At 58.9% G+C, this 13,131-nt stretch carries 9 protein-coding genes, 2 tRNA genes and 3 rRNA genes; 9 read left to right on the forward strand and 5 right to left on the reverse strand.

Features of this window, described 5'->3' with window-relative positions; translation table 11 throughout:
* Positions 1-51: 51 nt before the first annotated feature.
* From ISP18_RS20535 to ISP18_RS20545, 3 genes are read right to left on the reverse strand one after another with little or no spacing between them, the layout of a single operon-like run.
* A complete protein-coding gene (locus tag ISP18_RS20535; RefSeq protein ID WP_380011905.1) occupies positions 52-927 on the reverse strand; it encodes a serine-rich family protein in 876 nt (291 codons plus the stop codon).
* 34 nt (positions 928-961) lie between these two features.
* On the reverse strand, positions 962-1,618 hold the full coding sequence (locus ISP18_RS20540) for a hypothetical protein (protein WP_380011908.1): 657 nt from the start codon (positions 1,616-1,618) through the stop codon (positions 962-964).
* Between the two features lie 4 nt (positions 1,619-1,622).
* Positions 1,623-2,162, reverse strand: coding sequence for a hypothetical protein (locus ISP18_RS20545; RefSeq protein WP_380011911.1), 540 nt, complete (start codon positions 2,160-2,162; stop codon positions 1,623-1,625).
* Between the two features lie 335 nt (positions 2,163-2,497).
* Between ISP18_RS20545 and ISP18_RS20550 the strand changes: the two genes are divergently transcribed.
* Positions 2,498-3,739, forward strand: a complete 1,242-nt coding sequence (locus ISP18_RS20550) for an acetylornithine transaminase (RefSeq protein WP_380011914.1) — start codon at positions 2,498-2,500, stop codon at positions 3,737-3,739.
* A gap of 25 nt (positions 3,740-3,764) precedes the next feature.
* Positions 3,765-4,184: a lactoylglutathione lyase gene (locus tag ISP18_RS20555; RefSeq protein ID WP_380011917.1), complete on the forward strand. Its 420-nt coding sequence runs from the start codon at positions 3,765-3,767 to the stop codon at positions 4,182-4,184.
* A 30-nt stretch (positions 4,185-4,214) separates the two neighbouring features.
* On the opposite strand, the gene ISP18_RS20560 is transcribed toward ISP18_RS20555, so the two are convergent.
* Together ISP18_RS20560 and hemL are read right to left on the reverse strand one after the other, a co-directional pair.
* The gene (locus ISP18_RS20560; protein WP_380011920.1) at positions 4,215-5,072 is read right to left on the reverse strand and encodes an ion transporter; all 858 of its coding nucleotides are present in this window, start codon (positions 5,070-5,072) and stop codon (positions 4,215-4,217) included.
* A gap of 5 nt (positions 5,073-5,077) precedes the next feature.
* Complete coding sequence (gene hemL, locus ISP18_RS20565; protein ID WP_380011923.1) at positions 5,078-6,361, reverse strand: glutamate-1-semialdehyde 2,1-aminomutase; 1,284 nt, start codon at positions 6,359-6,361, stop codon at positions 5,078-5,080.
* A 204-nt stretch (positions 6,362-6,565) separates the two neighbouring features.
* Here hemL and ISP18_RS20570 point away from each other — a divergent pair, with 204 nt between their 5' ends.
* From ISP18_RS20570 to rrf, 7 genes are all read left to right on the forward strand, one after another.
* The gene (locus ISP18_RS20570) at positions 6,566-6,760 is read left to right on the forward strand and encodes a rubredoxin (protein ID WP_380011926.1); all 195 of its coding nucleotides are present in this window, start codon (positions 6,566-6,568) and stop codon (positions 6,758-6,760) included.
* 102 nt (positions 6,761-6,862) lie between these two features.
* The gene (locus ISP18_RS20575) at positions 6,863-7,030 is read left to right on the forward strand and encodes a hypothetical protein (protein WP_380011929.1); all 168 of its coding nucleotides are present in this window, start codon (positions 6,863-6,865) and stop codon (positions 7,028-7,030) included.
* Between the two features lie 539 nt (positions 7,031-7,569).
* Positions 7,570-9,114: ribosomal RNA gene (locus ISP18_RS20580) — 16S ribosomal RNA — on the forward strand.
* A 109-nt stretch (positions 9,115-9,223) separates the two neighbouring features.
* Positions 9,224-9,300, forward strand: a tRNA-Ile gene (locus ISP18_RS20585).
* A 27-nt stretch (positions 9,301-9,327) separates the two neighbouring features.
* Positions 9,328-9,403, forward strand: a tRNA-Ala gene (locus ISP18_RS20590).
* Positions 9,404-9,607: 204 nt separating this feature from the next.
* Positions 9,608-12,484 (forward strand): 23S ribosomal RNA (locus ISP18_RS20595).
* A gap of 183 nt (positions 12,485-12,667) precedes the next feature.
* Positions 12,668-12,782: ribosomal RNA gene (gene rrf, locus ISP18_RS20600) — 5S ribosomal RNA — on the forward strand.
* The 16S, 23S and 5S rRNA genes sit together here with 2 tRNA genes alongside, the layout of an rRNA operon.
* Positions 12,783-13,131 lie beyond the last annotated feature (349 nt).

A 13,131-nucleotide genomic window follows, 5' to 3' on the forward strand; every position in this document is an offset into this window, starting at 1 on the left:
GGTTACCGCCCTCGTTGCCGTCTTGCGACGGTACGTTCTTCCGCTACGCCATTACGGGTTGGAAACACCCATGGCGAGGCTGTTGCTCTGCATGTTGCCCGTGCCGGCCGCCTGGTTCAGGCCGATGTTGCCGCTCGCGTTGGCGAGCACATGGCCCGACAGCGAAGCGTTGTTGCTGGTGTTGACCGGATAGCTGCACCAGCCGAGCGAGCCCGGATCGTTGTCCACGCGGTTGCCGGACCATTCCTGGTCGAGTGTCGACGTGGCGACGGCGTAGTCGACGTTCTGCGCAGTGGCGGCCGAGAGCTGGTTCAACTGTTCGTTGCCATCGCCGGCTGCCTGGTTCACGCCTACGTTGCCAGAGGCGTTCTCGAACGCATGGCCGCTGGCGCTCGCGCTGTTGGTGGTGCCGTGGTTGTACGTGCGGCTGAACGCGCTCGATTGCGTGGCGAAGGTTTCCGCATCAGCCATGCTGCCGGCCGAGGAGCCCGGATCGCCACCGCAACCACCGTTGTGGTCGCAGTTGAAGGTAAAGCCGGCGTCGCTCGTCGAGCTTCCTGCTGCCGCGATCGCTGCCTGGTTGCCCTGTGCGTTCAAATCGCCCGAAGCCTGGTTCACGCCGATGTTGCCCGAAACGCCGTTGCCCACATTGCCGCTGATGCTGGCGCTGTTGACGACTTCGCCACTGTTGCTAACGCTGTTCCAGAACGATGACTGCGTGCCGTTCGACAGCGCGACCGCGGCGGCGTTGACGTCGATCTCTCCGTTCACGCGCGGATCGCCGCTGATGCTGATGTCCGATTTCAGCGACACTTTCTTGCTGATCTTCACGCTGCTGCCGCCGTCGTCATGGGCGTAAGCCTGGGCTACGCCGAACATGCTAACCACTGCCAGTGCGATCAAAGTCCTTCTCAGATTGATGTTCATGATGTCCTCTCTAAATGACTGGTATTACGGGTTATCAATGCGAAGATGCCGGCGCGGACATCAGGAGCAAGTTGTCCGATGCGTTGCCGGATCCCGCGACTTGGTTGAGTTGCATCACACCGTTGAATCCTTCCATTGCTGACGGATCGACTGCCACGCTCCGTGTGCCGCCAGCCTGTGCATGTGGATTTGTAGGTGTCTGCCCCCTTGCCGACGCAGAGACGGTGGCCGACAGGGAGCCGTCCGTCGCCTCGCGTATGCCTTGACTGGCCAGCTGCGCAACAACGCCGTTGAGCTGAGCGTTGCCGTTGCCGCTGACCTGATTGATCGATGCGATGCCGTGCCCGTTGTCATAGGCGTGCCCGCCAATGCTGGCGCTGGCATCCAGCGGCGCATCTGCCGCCTTGTTTTGCGTGCGCTGCCGTGCCTGCAACAGCGCCAGGGAGTGGCCGCCCAGTGCGAACGCATGCAGGTTCGCCTGCACGTTGGCGTCGCCTGCGGCGGTGTTCACGGAGCTGATGCCCTGCACACCTTGTGCGACGTGTCCGCTGATGGTGTTGGCATCGAGATAGCTGAGCATCGCGTCATAGCTGTCGCCATTCGTCGCTTGCGCGAAGGCGGGCGTCTGCACAACCACGGCGAACCCGATAAGGGCCGCGCACCACACCAAACGATGGGATAGGCGATTCATGGCGTCAGTGGCCTGCGCTCAGCATGGGAATCTGCGACAAGGCGCCGGTGACCTGATCGCCAATGTTGCGCGTGCTGTCCGCTACAGCCCCACCTGCCGTCGGTGCGCTCAAGGTATTGCTCATACCGTTGCTGCTCACGGCACCGGCGCTGTTGCCGCCGGTGTTCGTGCCGAGCGCGGCGTTGAGCGAGCGCTGCACGCCGTTTTGAATCGGGATGCCCGCGGCGGCAGGTCCAGCATTGACGTCAGCGATCTCTGCATCGGTGATTTCGCCGGCGCCATGGCTGCCGGTGAGTGTGTTGACGAGTTGCGGGTTGGGCGACCCACTGACCATCAGGGCCATACCCGGCGCGGTCGGCGGTCGGTCGGCGGGGCGCGCGGCTACGTTGCGGATTAGCACGATTTCGCCCGGCTTGGCCTTTTGCGCCACACGGGCGCCATCGGCGAAGGAAAGCGCGGGCAACAGCAGCGCAATCAGACCCACGCACGTCATGGCGATGCGGATGTCGGTGTGTCGATACGACTGTTTACGTGCACTGTCCATGGGCGAGCCTCCCCTCCAAGTCCCCTCTGATGTAGAGAGGGCAAGTCCTGTGCCAGCAGCAAAAAACTCAGCAAAATGAAGGTGGTCGCGCAAATTCGGCGGATACAGGCATACACCCGCCTGTGCACGGCTGTTACAGGGCGCCGGCTGGCTGCATCGCGGCGAATGGCGTCATGAAGCGCTTTTCAGCTGGGTGTAACAGCACTGATACATATCGTGTCGAGGTGAACAACGCCTGCGTATGTTGGCAGGGGGACGCTTGCTGGCTAGGATGCAGGTTCCCCGTTTTCACGCGTTGCCTTTCGGCCTGGCCGCGGCCAAGCCGGGAGCCGTGCATGTATTCACCACAGGAGTCTTCGGTGTCGTCTCTCGTCGATCTAGGTAAGCGCTATTGGTTACCCGTCTACAAGCCGCGCGAGCTGGTGCTCGACCGAGGCAAGGGCGCACGTGTGTGGGATACCGAGCAGCGCGACTACGTCGATTTCGGCGCGGGCATCGCGGTGAATGCGCTAGGACACCAGGATCCGGATTTGCTTGCCGCGCTGACCGAGCAAGCCCATAAGCTCTGGCACAGCAGCAATGTGTTCTACACCGAGCCGCCGTTGCATTTGGCGCAGGAGTTGGTAGATGCCTCCGGCTTCGCCGAACGCGTGTTCCTGTGTAATTCGGGCGCGGAAGCGAACGAAGCGGCGATCAAGCTGGTGCGCAAATGGGCGGCTGCGCAGGGCAGGCCGGCGGAAAAGCGCGTGATCATCACGTTCCGTGGTTCGTTCCACGGTCGCACCCTGGCCACGGTAACCGCCACCGCGCAACCGAAATACCAGGAAGGCTACGAGCCGCTGCCGGGTGGCTTCCGTTATCTCGACTTCAATGATGCCGCCGCGCTGGAAACCGCCTTTGCTGCAGGCGACGTCGCAGCCGTGATGCTGGAGCCGGTACAGGGCGAAGGCGGCGTGCTACCGGCGGCGCCCGGTTACCTGAAGCGCGTACGCGAGCTGTGTGATGCGCATGATGCGCTGTTGGTGCTGGACGAGATTCAATGCGGCATGGGTCGCACCGGTACGCTGTTCGCGCACACACAAGATGGCGTGACGCCGGATATCGTGACGCTTGCCAAAGCGCTGGGCTGCGGCTTCCCGATTGGCGCCATGTTGGCTGGCCCGAAGGTGGCGCAAGTAATGCAGTTCGGCGCGCACGGCACCACTTTCGGCGGTAATCCCATGGCGGCTGCGGTGGCGCGCGTCGCGCTGCGCAAGTTGTCTTCGGCCGAATTGCTAGCCAATGTGCAGCGTCAGTCCGCTATGTTGCGCGAAGCGCTGATGTCGATCGGCACGGAACTGGGTGTGTTTTCCGACGTGCGCGGACGCGGGCTGATGCTGGGCGCGGTGCTGACCGACGCCTATCGAGGCAAGGCGGGCAATGTGCTCGATGTGGCCGCGGCGCATGGCCTGTTGGTGTTGCAGGCAGGGCCGGACGTGTTGCGCTTCGTGCCGCCGTTGAACATCTCCGACGAAGATTTGTCCGAGGGCTTGTCCCGACTACGCGCTGCGTTGCGCGCGTTCGTTGGGCAAGCATGACGTCTACGAATCAGGAAGCATCATCATGAAATACCTCCACAGCATGGTCCGCGTGCGCGACCTCGACGCCTCGCTGCGCTTCTACTGCGAAGGGCTTGGCTTGAAGCAAGTGCGACGCATGGACGTGCCGCAGGGCAAGTACACGCTGGTCTATCTGGCTGCGCCGGAAAGCCCCGAAGCGGAGGTCGAGCTGACCCATAACTGGGGCTCGGAAGAGGATTACAGCTCTGCGCGCAACTTCGGCCATCTCGCCTTCCAGGTGCAAGACATCTATGCCGTCTGCGAGCATCTGCAATCGATGGGTTACACCATCAGCCGCCCACCGCGCGATGGACACATGGCTTTCGTGCGCTCGCCGGATCTGATTTCTATCGAACTGCTGCAGGATGGTCATCTGCCGCCGCGCGAGCCATGGGCGTCAATGCCGAACGTGGGAAGCTGGTAACAGCCACAGAACGGAAGCGTGCTTCCGTTCCTATTTTTCAGATGCGGGCAATTCCGTGCCGCACAGTCGACAGTAATCCGCGTCGTCTTCGTGTTCGGTCTGCCCGCAATGAGTGCATGCCACGCGCTTGCGTCGCGCGCGCATGCCGGCAGCCAGTTCCGCGGTAAAAATGCCGGTGGGCACGGCAATGATGCTGTAGCCGATCAGGATGATCAGCGAGGTCAGCAGTTTGCCCAGCGTGGTTTTCGGCGTGATGTCACCGAAGCCCACCGTGGTCATGGTGACGATTGCCCAGTACATCGACGTGGGAATGGAAGTGAAGCCGTCTTCTGGCCCTTCGATCAGGTACATCAGTGCGCCGAAAATCAGCACCAGGGTAAGAATGGCACTGAAGAACACCAACACCTTGCGACGTGCGCGCACCAGCGTGAACCACAGCAGATCCGCTTCGCCCACATAACGGGTGAGCTTGAGAATGCGGAAGATGCGCAAAATGCGCAGCGCGCGCACGACCAGCAGATACTGGCTGCCCACCGCGATCAGGCTGATCCAGGTGGGTAACACGGCAAGCAGGTCGACAATGCCGAAGAAGCTGCGCGCGTATCGCCATGGGCGATCGATCACCACGATGCGCATGATGTATTCGATCGTGAAGGCCAGCGTGAACGTCCATTCCAGCACATAGAAGAATGCGCCGTACTGCGCATGCGCCGATGCTACGGTGTCGAGCATCGCCACCGTAATGCTGCCCAGGATGGCGATGATAAGCAGCACATCGAAGCGGCGCCCGGCTGCATCCTCGTGACCGAAAATGATGTGGAACCAGCGTGCTCGCCATCCGTCCCCCGCGGGGCCGAATTGATCGGTGAATGGCGAGCGTGAGCGCATGGCGATCAGCCGGCTCTTGCCAGGCGCATGGTGGCGCGGGCGGCGTCCAGCGTTTCCGCAATGTCGTCGTCGCTGTGCGCGGAGGAGAGGAAGCCCGCTTCGAAGGCGCTGGGCGCGAGAAAGATGCCGCGTTCAAGCATGCCCTGGAAGAAGCGGTTGAACATCGCCGTATCGGCCGCCGTGGCGTGCGCGTAACTGCTCACTTTTTCATGCGTGAAGAACAGACCGAACATGCCGCCCACCCGGTTCGTGCTGAAAGGAACGCCTTCACCATCGGCCACGGCCTGCAATCCGTCGGTCAGCAGGCGCGTGCGTGCAGCCAGCGTTTCGTAGAAGCCGGGCGCCTGCACCAGTTCCAACATGGCCAGGCCGGCAGCCATGGCGACCGGGTTTCCGCTCAAGGTGCCAGCTTGGTAGATCGGGCCCGCCGGTGCAATCTGCTCCATCAGCTCGCGGCGCCCGCCGTAAGCGCCAACTGGCATGCCGCCACCGATGATCTTGCCGAAGGTGCTCAGATCTGGTTTCACGCCATACAAAGCTTGCGCGCCACCGAGTGCGACGCGAAAACCCGTCATCACTTCGTCGAAGATCAACAACGTGCCATGGCGCGTGCACAGCCTGCGCAACCCTTGCAGATAACCTTCCTGCGGGGGGATGCAGTTCATGTTGCCGGCGACCGGCTCGATGATCAGTCCGGCGATACCGCTGCCGTGCTCCGCAAACAGCAGCTCGGCGGCATGCAAGTCGTTATACGGCAGCGGCAGCGTGAGATCGGCGTTCGCCGCTGGCACGCCGGGCGAAGTGGGCACGCCGAAGGTCAGCGCGCCAGAACCGGCCTTCACCAGGAAGCTGTCGCCATGGCCGTGGTAACAGCCTTCGAACTTCACGATCTTGCTGCGACCTGTGGCACCGCGCGCAAGGCGGATCGCTGACATGGTTGCCTCGGTGCCGGAGTTCACCATGCGCACCATCTCCATCGATGGCACCAGGCGTGTGATGGTTTCCGCCATCACCACCTCGCCGGGGCAGGGCGTGCCGAACGACAAGCCATCGCGCACTGCGCGCTCCACGGCTTCGCGCACTTTGGGATGGTTGTGTCCCGCGATCATCGGTCCCCAGGAGCCGACATAGTCGATATAACGCTTGCCTTCCACGTCCCACAGATAGGCACCGTCGGCACGAGCGGTGAAAAAGGGCTCGCCGCCGACGGATTTGAAGGCGCGCACCGGGGAATTCACACCACCGGGCAGCAGCTTTCGCGCGCGCTGGAATAGTTCATGGTTGGTCATGGCAACAACTCGATTCGAAGGGGAAAACAGGCCGCGGTAGGCACGGGGAATGCGCCATTGTCCGGACGAAGCCCGCTTGCCGCCAGCCATGCGAGCCGGATGTGCCGTTCTGTCTCCATGCGCACGCGAAGGTCCGTGTAGCCGCTTTCGCATCGACGGAGGAGTTGCGAGAATGCGCTATTCACTCTGATCCGGCGAGTCTTTATGAACCAAACGTCCACCGACACCACCCTGCGCAAATGGATGTGCGTGGTTTGCGGCTTCATTTACGACGAAACCCAGGGGTTGCCGGAGGAAGGCATCGAGCCCGGCACGCGTTGGGAGGATGTGCCCGATACCTGGACGTGCCCAGACTGCGGCGCGACCAAAGACGATTTCGAAATGATCGAAATCGATTGATTCGCCCTGCGGCGCCCGCAAATCGCCCGATTTCGCCAGCGCGCCGGCTTTTCCCTCTGCTGGAATGTTCCTCGTGCGAAACCCCATCCCCGAGGAACGGCCATGCAGCAATTCATTCCCTTCGAAGACGACTGGGACGCGCTGGAAAAGATGCGTCCCGAGGCCCTGATTCCCTACCGCGTCGGCCTGGTGCCCGCGCACGAAGCCGGCCAGTCGCAGCCGAATGCATACACCAGGGCGCCTGACTGTGTGCTCGTGGCGCCGAAGTAATTCCTGATCAATGATGGTTGTCTGAAGCCTTGAAGCTGGCCGGTTCAGGTATCACCTGCGCCGGTCCGGACTGCCTTTCTGCTTCCCATGCTGGCGTGATCATTGCCGCTGGCGATTCTCACGTTCTTCGTCGACGTCGGCTATTTGCGAAAATTTCGCACGGAACGCGCTTTCGCCCCTTCACAGAATCGTTGGCTGGCGCTATAGTCTCAACCCCTCCGACGAGACAGCCCTTCGCGGAGGTTCCCTGAAAAATCTACCGACAACTTCTTCGATTTTGGGTGTTGACGGAAGCGTGAAGGGATGTAGAATGGGCGGCTCACCCGGGACGAAAGGTCTTGGGGCGATCGACAAGAGTCGGTTGCAAGTGATTGATCTTTGACAGTATGCGCAGGTGACTTGTGTGGGCGCCTTGCGGTAGATGGATGACTGTCCATGTATTGCAAGCGTCTAACCAAAGAGTCAATTCAAAAGCTTGACGTTTTAAGGTTAGGGTAAACGCTTCGGAAAGATAGATCGTCTTCGGATGATCGAAAACTTAAGTGAAGAGTTTGATCCTGGCTCAGATTGAACGCTGGCGGCATGCCTAACACATGCAAGTCGAACGGCAGCACAGTGGTAGCAATACCATGGGTGGCGAGTGGCGGACGGGTGAGGAATACATCGGGACCTGCCCAGACGTGGGGGATAACGTAGGGAAACTTACGCTAATACCGCATACGTCCTACGGGAGAAAGCGGGGGATCTTCGGACCTCGCGCGGTTGGATGGACCGATGTTCGATTAGCTAGTTGGTGAGGTAATGGCTCACCAAGGCGACGATCGATAGCTGGTCTGAGAGGATGATCAGCCACACTGGGACTGAGACACGGCCCAGACTCCTACGGGAGGCAGCAGTGGGGAATATTGGACAATGGGCGCAAGCCTGATCCAGCAATGCCGCGTGTGTGAAGAAGGCCTTCGGGTTGTAAAGCACTTTTATCAGGAGCGAAATACTACCGGCTAATACCCGGTGGGGCTGACGGTACCTGAGGAATAAGCACCGGCTAACTTCGTGCCAGCAGCCGCGGTAATACGAAGGGTGCAAGCGTTAATCGGAATTACTGGGCGTAAAGCGTGCGTAGGCGGTTTCTTAAGTCTGCTGTGAAATCCCCGGGCTCAACCTGGGAATGGCAGTGGATACTGGGAAGCTAGAGTGTGTCAGAGGATGGTGGAATTCCCGGTGTAGCGGTGAAATGCGTAGAGATCGGGAGGAACATCAGTGGCGAAGGCGGCCATCTGGGACAACACTGACGCTGAGGCACGAAAGCGTGGGGAGCAAACAGGATTAGATACCCTGGTAGTCCACGCCCTAAACGATGCGAACTGGATGTTGGTCTCAACTCGGAGATCAGTGTCGAAGCTAACGCGTTAAGTTCGCCGCCTGGGGAGTACGGTCGCAAGACTGAAACTCAAAGGAATTGACGGGGGCCCGCACAAGCGGTGGAGTATGTGGTTTAATTCGATGCAACGCGAAGAACCTTACCTGGCCTTGACATGTCGCAAATTCTGCAGAGATGCGGAAGTGCCTTCGGGAATGCGAACACAGGTGCTGCATGGCTGTCGTCAGCTCGTGTCGTGAGATGTTGGGTTAAGTCCCGCAACGAGCGCAACCCTTGTCCTTAGTTGCCAGCACGTAAAGGTGGGAACTCTAAGGAGACTGCCGGTGACAAACCGGAGGAAGGTGGGGATGACGTCAAGTCATCATGGCCCTTACGGCCAGGGCTACACACGTACTACAATGGTCGGTACAGAGGGTTGCGAGACCGCGAGGTGGAGCCAATCCCAGAAAGCCGATCCCAGTCCGGATCGAAGTCTGCAACTCGACTTCGTGAAGTCGGAATCGCTAGTAATCGCGAATCAGCTATGTCGCGGTGAATACGTTCCCGGGCCTTGTACACACCGCCCGTCACACCATGGGAGTGAGTTGCTCCAGAAGCCGTTAGCCTAACCGCAAGGAGGGCGACGACCACGGAGTGGTTCATGACTGGGGTGAAGTCGTAACAAGGTAGCCGTATCGGAAGGTGCGGCTGGATCACCTCCTTTCGAGAGCGACAGCACCGCTGCCGCAAGACGTCCACACAAGACACCTGCACATCCGCACGCCGACGGCGTGAGAGGCCTGCTCCGCAAGGAGCGGGGCCTGAAGCTTTATGGGTCTGTAGCTCAGGTGGTTAGAGCGCACCCCTGATAAGGGTGAGGCCGGTGGTTCGAGTCCACCTAGACCCACCATTATTTGGGATGCCGACCCGGACTTACGGGGCCATAGCTCAGCTGGGAGAGCACCTGCTTTGCAAGCAGGGGGTCGTCGGTTCGATCCCGACTGGCTCCACCAGTTTTAACGGTAAGCGGATGTGTAGCGCATACAAAAGATTTTGAAGCGAACTGGCGTTGAGGCCAGCGTCGTGTTCTTTGAAAACGTAAACGAGTGACAAGCGTCTTGGTTTGAACCAAACCGAGATGTGTCGTTGAGGCAAACGACGAATGCGTTGTTTGGGTATATGACAACGAATGGCCGCGAGGCGATTTGGGGTTATATGGTCAAGCGACCAAGCGTATACGGTGGATGCCTTGGCAGTCAGAGGCGATGAAGGACGTGGCAGCCTGCGAAAAGTGTCGGGGAGCTGGCAACAAGCTTTGATCCGGCAATGTCCGAATGGGGAAACCCACTCCGTAAGGAGTATCGCTCAGTGAATACATAGCTGAGCGAAGCGAACCCGGGGAACTGAAATATCTAAGTACCCGGAGGAAAAGAAATCAACCGAGATTCCCTGAGTAGCGACGAGCGAACGGGGAGCAGCCCAAAAGCACAGTATGTGTTAGTCGAACGGTTTGGAAAGGCCGGCCATAGCGGGTGATAGCCCCGTAGGCGAAAACGCACATTGTGTGAAATTGAGTAAGGCGAGGCACGAGAAACCTTGTCTGAACATGGGGGGACCATCCTCCAAGGCTAAATACTCCTGACTGACCGATAGCGAACAAGTACCGTGAGGGAAAGGCGAAAAGAACCCCGGAGAGGGGAGTGAAATAGACCCTGAAACCGTATACGTACAAGCAGTGGAAGCCCGCAAGGGTGACTGCGTACCTTTTGTATAATGGGTCAGCGACTTACTGTCAGTGGCAAGCTTAACCGTATAGGGGAGGCGAAGGGAAACCGAGTCTGAATAGGGCGCATAGTCTCTGGCAGTAGACCCGAAACCGAGTGATCTATCCATGGCCAGGTTGAAGGTGCGGTAACACGCACTGGAGGACCGAACCCACATCTGTTGCAATAGATGGGGATGAGCTGTGGATAGGAGTGAAAGGCTAAACAAACTCGGAGATAGCTGGTTCTCCTCGAAAGCTATTTAGGTAGCGCCTCGTATGAATCTTCCTGGGGGTAGAGCACTGTTATGGCTAGCGGGTCATTGCGACTTAGTAAACCATGGCAAACTCCGAATACCAGGACAGAATGTACGGGAGACACACGGCGGGTGCTAACGTCCGTCGTGAAAAGGGAAACAACCCAGACCCGCAGCTAAGGTCCCCAAGTTATCGCTAAGTGGAAAACGATGTGGAAAGGCATAGACAGCCAGGAGGTTGGCTTAGAAGCAGCCACCCTTTAAAGAAAGCGTAATAGCTCACTGGTCGAGTCGGTCTGCGCGGAAGATTTAACGGGGCTAAGCGATACACCGAAGCTCGGGGTGCACACTTTGTGTGCGCGGTAGAGGAGCGTTCCGTAAGCCTGTGAAGGTGAGTTGAGAAGCTTGCTGGAGGTATCGGAAGTGCGAATGCTGACATGAGTAACGATAATGCGGGTGAAAAGCCCGCACGCCGAAAGCCCAAGGTTTCCTCGCGCAACGTTCATCGGCGCAGGGTGAGTCGGCCCCTAAGGCGAGGCAGAAATGCGTAGTCGATGGGAAGCTGGTTAATATTCCAGCACTTGACTGTAGTGCGATGTGGGGACGGAGAAGGTTAGGTCTACCCGGCGTTGGTTGTCCGGGGGAAAGGCGGTAGGCGGTGATCTTAGGCAAATCCGGGATCACATACGCCGAGCACCGAGACGAGCCCTTAGGGCGAAGTGACTGAGACCACGCTTCCAGGAAAAGCCACTAAGCTTCAGCTACAGCAAACCGTACCGTAAACCGACACTGGTAGGCAGGGTGAGAATCCCAAGGCGCTTGAGAGAACTCGGGTGAAGGAACTAGGCAAAATGGCACCGTAACTTCGGGAGAAGGTGCGCCCGCCGGTGTGGTCACATGCGTGACTGAGCACTAGCGGGTCGCAGTAACCTGGCCGCTGCGACTGTTTATCAAAAACACAGCACTCTGCAAACACGAAAGTGGACGTATAGGGTGTGACGCCTGCCCGGTGCTGGAAGGTTAATTGATGGGGTCAGCCGCAAGGCGAAGCTCTTGATCGAAGCCCCAGTAAACGGCGGCCGTAACTATAACGGTCCTAAGGTAGCGAAATTCCTTGTCGGGTAAGTTCCGACCTGCACGAATGGCGTAACGACAGCGGCGCTGTCTCCACCCGAGACTCAGTGAAATTGAAATCGCTGTGAAGATGCAGCGTTCCCGCGGCAAGACGGAAAGACCCCGTGAACCTTTACTATAGCTTTACACTGAACGTTGAGTTCTTCTGTGTAGGATAGGTGGGAGGCTATGAAACCGAGACGCTAGTTTCGGTGGAGCCAACCTTGAAATACCACCCTGAAGTGCTTGACGTTCTAACCTAGGTCCGTAATCCGGATCGGGGACCGTGTATGGTGGGTAGTTTGACTGGGGCGGTCTCCTCCCAAAGCGTAACGGAGGAGCACGAAGGTACGCTCAGCGCGGTCGGACATCGCGCACTGTGTGCAAAGGCATAAGCGTGCTTGACTGCAAGATCGACGGATCAAGCAGGTACGAAAGTAGGTCTTAGTGATCCGGTGGTTCTGTATGGAAGGGCCATCGCTCAACGGATAAAAGGTACTCCGGGGATAACAGGCTGATACCGCCCAAGAGTTCATATCGACGGCGGTGTTTGGCACCTCGATGTCGGCTCATCACATCCTGGGGCTGTAGCCGGTCCCAAGGGTATGGCTGTTCGCCATTTAAAGTGGTACGCGAGCTGGGTTCAGAACGTCGTGAGACAGTTCGGTCCCTATCTGTCGTGGGCGTTGGAGATTTGAGGGGGGCTGCTCCTAGTACGAGAGGACCGGAGTGGACGTTCCGCTGGTGTTCGGGTTGTCATGCCCATGGCATTGCCCGGTAGCTACGAACGGAAGTGATAACCGCTGAAAGCATCTAAGCGGGAAGCACGCCCCAAGATGAGATCTCCCGAGACTTCGAGTCTCCTTAAGGCACCATCAAGACTAGGTGGTTGATAGGCGCGATGTGGAAGTGCAGCAATGCATTGAGCTAACGCGTACTAATGCGCCGTGCGGCTTGACCATATAACCCCAAGACGCTTCGTGGTTATGACCAACGAACATCTCAATTCACCAGACGCTTGTCACTCGTTTACCCTTTATCTCACGTGAGATCCGTCTCACGAGAAGAGTTAAAAACCGGCTATCTATGGTCGGACTCTTCAAAGTTGCGGAGCCGGCGCTAAAAAGCGCTGCTCCCACCCCTTCCCTGGCGGCTATAGCGCTGTGGCCCCACCCGATCCCATCCCGAACTCGGAAGTGAAACGCAGCTGCGCCGATGGTAGTGTGGCATTGCCCATGCAAGAGTAGGTCACCGCCAGGGGCTTTATCCTTAAAACGCCTTCCCGAGATCGGGAAGGCGTTTTGCTTTACAGCGATGGCAGCATGCGGCGCATCGATCACGGGCTTCGGTGCCCGCTTGGTGGATCAAACGCCGACGTAGGCGTGCTGCAGATGGTCATCGTGCTAGTTCTCGGTGTTGAGCATCCAGCCGTCGCTCTGTATGGCCAGTGCGAACTCCGTTGCATAACGCGAGCAGAATGAACCAGCTGTGCTCGTGCTAGTTCTGGCCTGATCGCGCGCCATTCGATCGTGAAGGAAAGCTGCCAGCGCCAGTGGGCTGCACAGCAGTGCATGCGACATCTGCCGCCGATGTCAGACAAGAGACAGTG

The organism is Dyella humi, from assembly GCF_044904605.1.
Classification (GTDB): Bacteria; Pseudomonadota; Gammaproteobacteria; order Xanthomonadales; family Rhodanobacteraceae; genus Dyella_B; species Dyella_B humi.

Excerpts from the sequence above, each read along its gene's own strand:
- ISP18_RS20535 (WP_380011905.1), bottom strand. The coding sequence starts at position 927 with ATGAACATCAATCTGAGAAGGACTTTGATCGCACTGGCAGTGGTTAGC.
- ISP18_RS20540 (WP_380011908.1), bottom strand. The coding sequence starts at position 1,618 with ATGAATCGCCTATCCCATCGTTTGGTGTGGTGCGCGGCCCTTATCGGG.
- ISP18_RS20545 (WP_380011911.1), bottom strand. The coding sequence starts at position 2,162 with ATGGACAGTGCACGTAAACAGTCGTATCGACACACCGACATCCGCATC.
- ISP18_RS20550 (WP_380011914.1), top strand. The coding sequence starts at position 2,498 with ATGTATTCACCACAGGAGTCTTCGGTGTCGTCTCTCGTCGATCTAGGT.
- ISP18_RS20555 (WP_380011917.1), top strand. The coding sequence starts at position 3,765 with ATGAAATACCTCCACAGCATGGTCCGCGTGCGCGACCTCGACGCCTCG.
- ISP18_RS20560 (WP_380011920.1), bottom strand. The coding sequence starts at position 5,072 with ATGCGCTCACGCTCGCCATTCACCGATCAATTCGGCCCCGCGGGGGAC.
- hemL (WP_380011923.1), bottom strand. The coding sequence starts at position 6,361 with ATGACCAACCATGAACTATTCCAGCGCGCGCGAAAGCTGCTGCCCGGT.
- ISP18_RS20570 (WP_380011926.1), top strand. The coding sequence starts at position 6,566 with ATGAACCAAACGTCCACCGACACCACCCTGCGCAAATGGATGTGCGTG.
- ISP18_RS20575 (WP_380011929.1), top strand. The coding sequence starts at position 6,863 with ATGCAGCAATTCATTCCCTTCGAAGACGACTGGGACGCGCTGGAAAAG.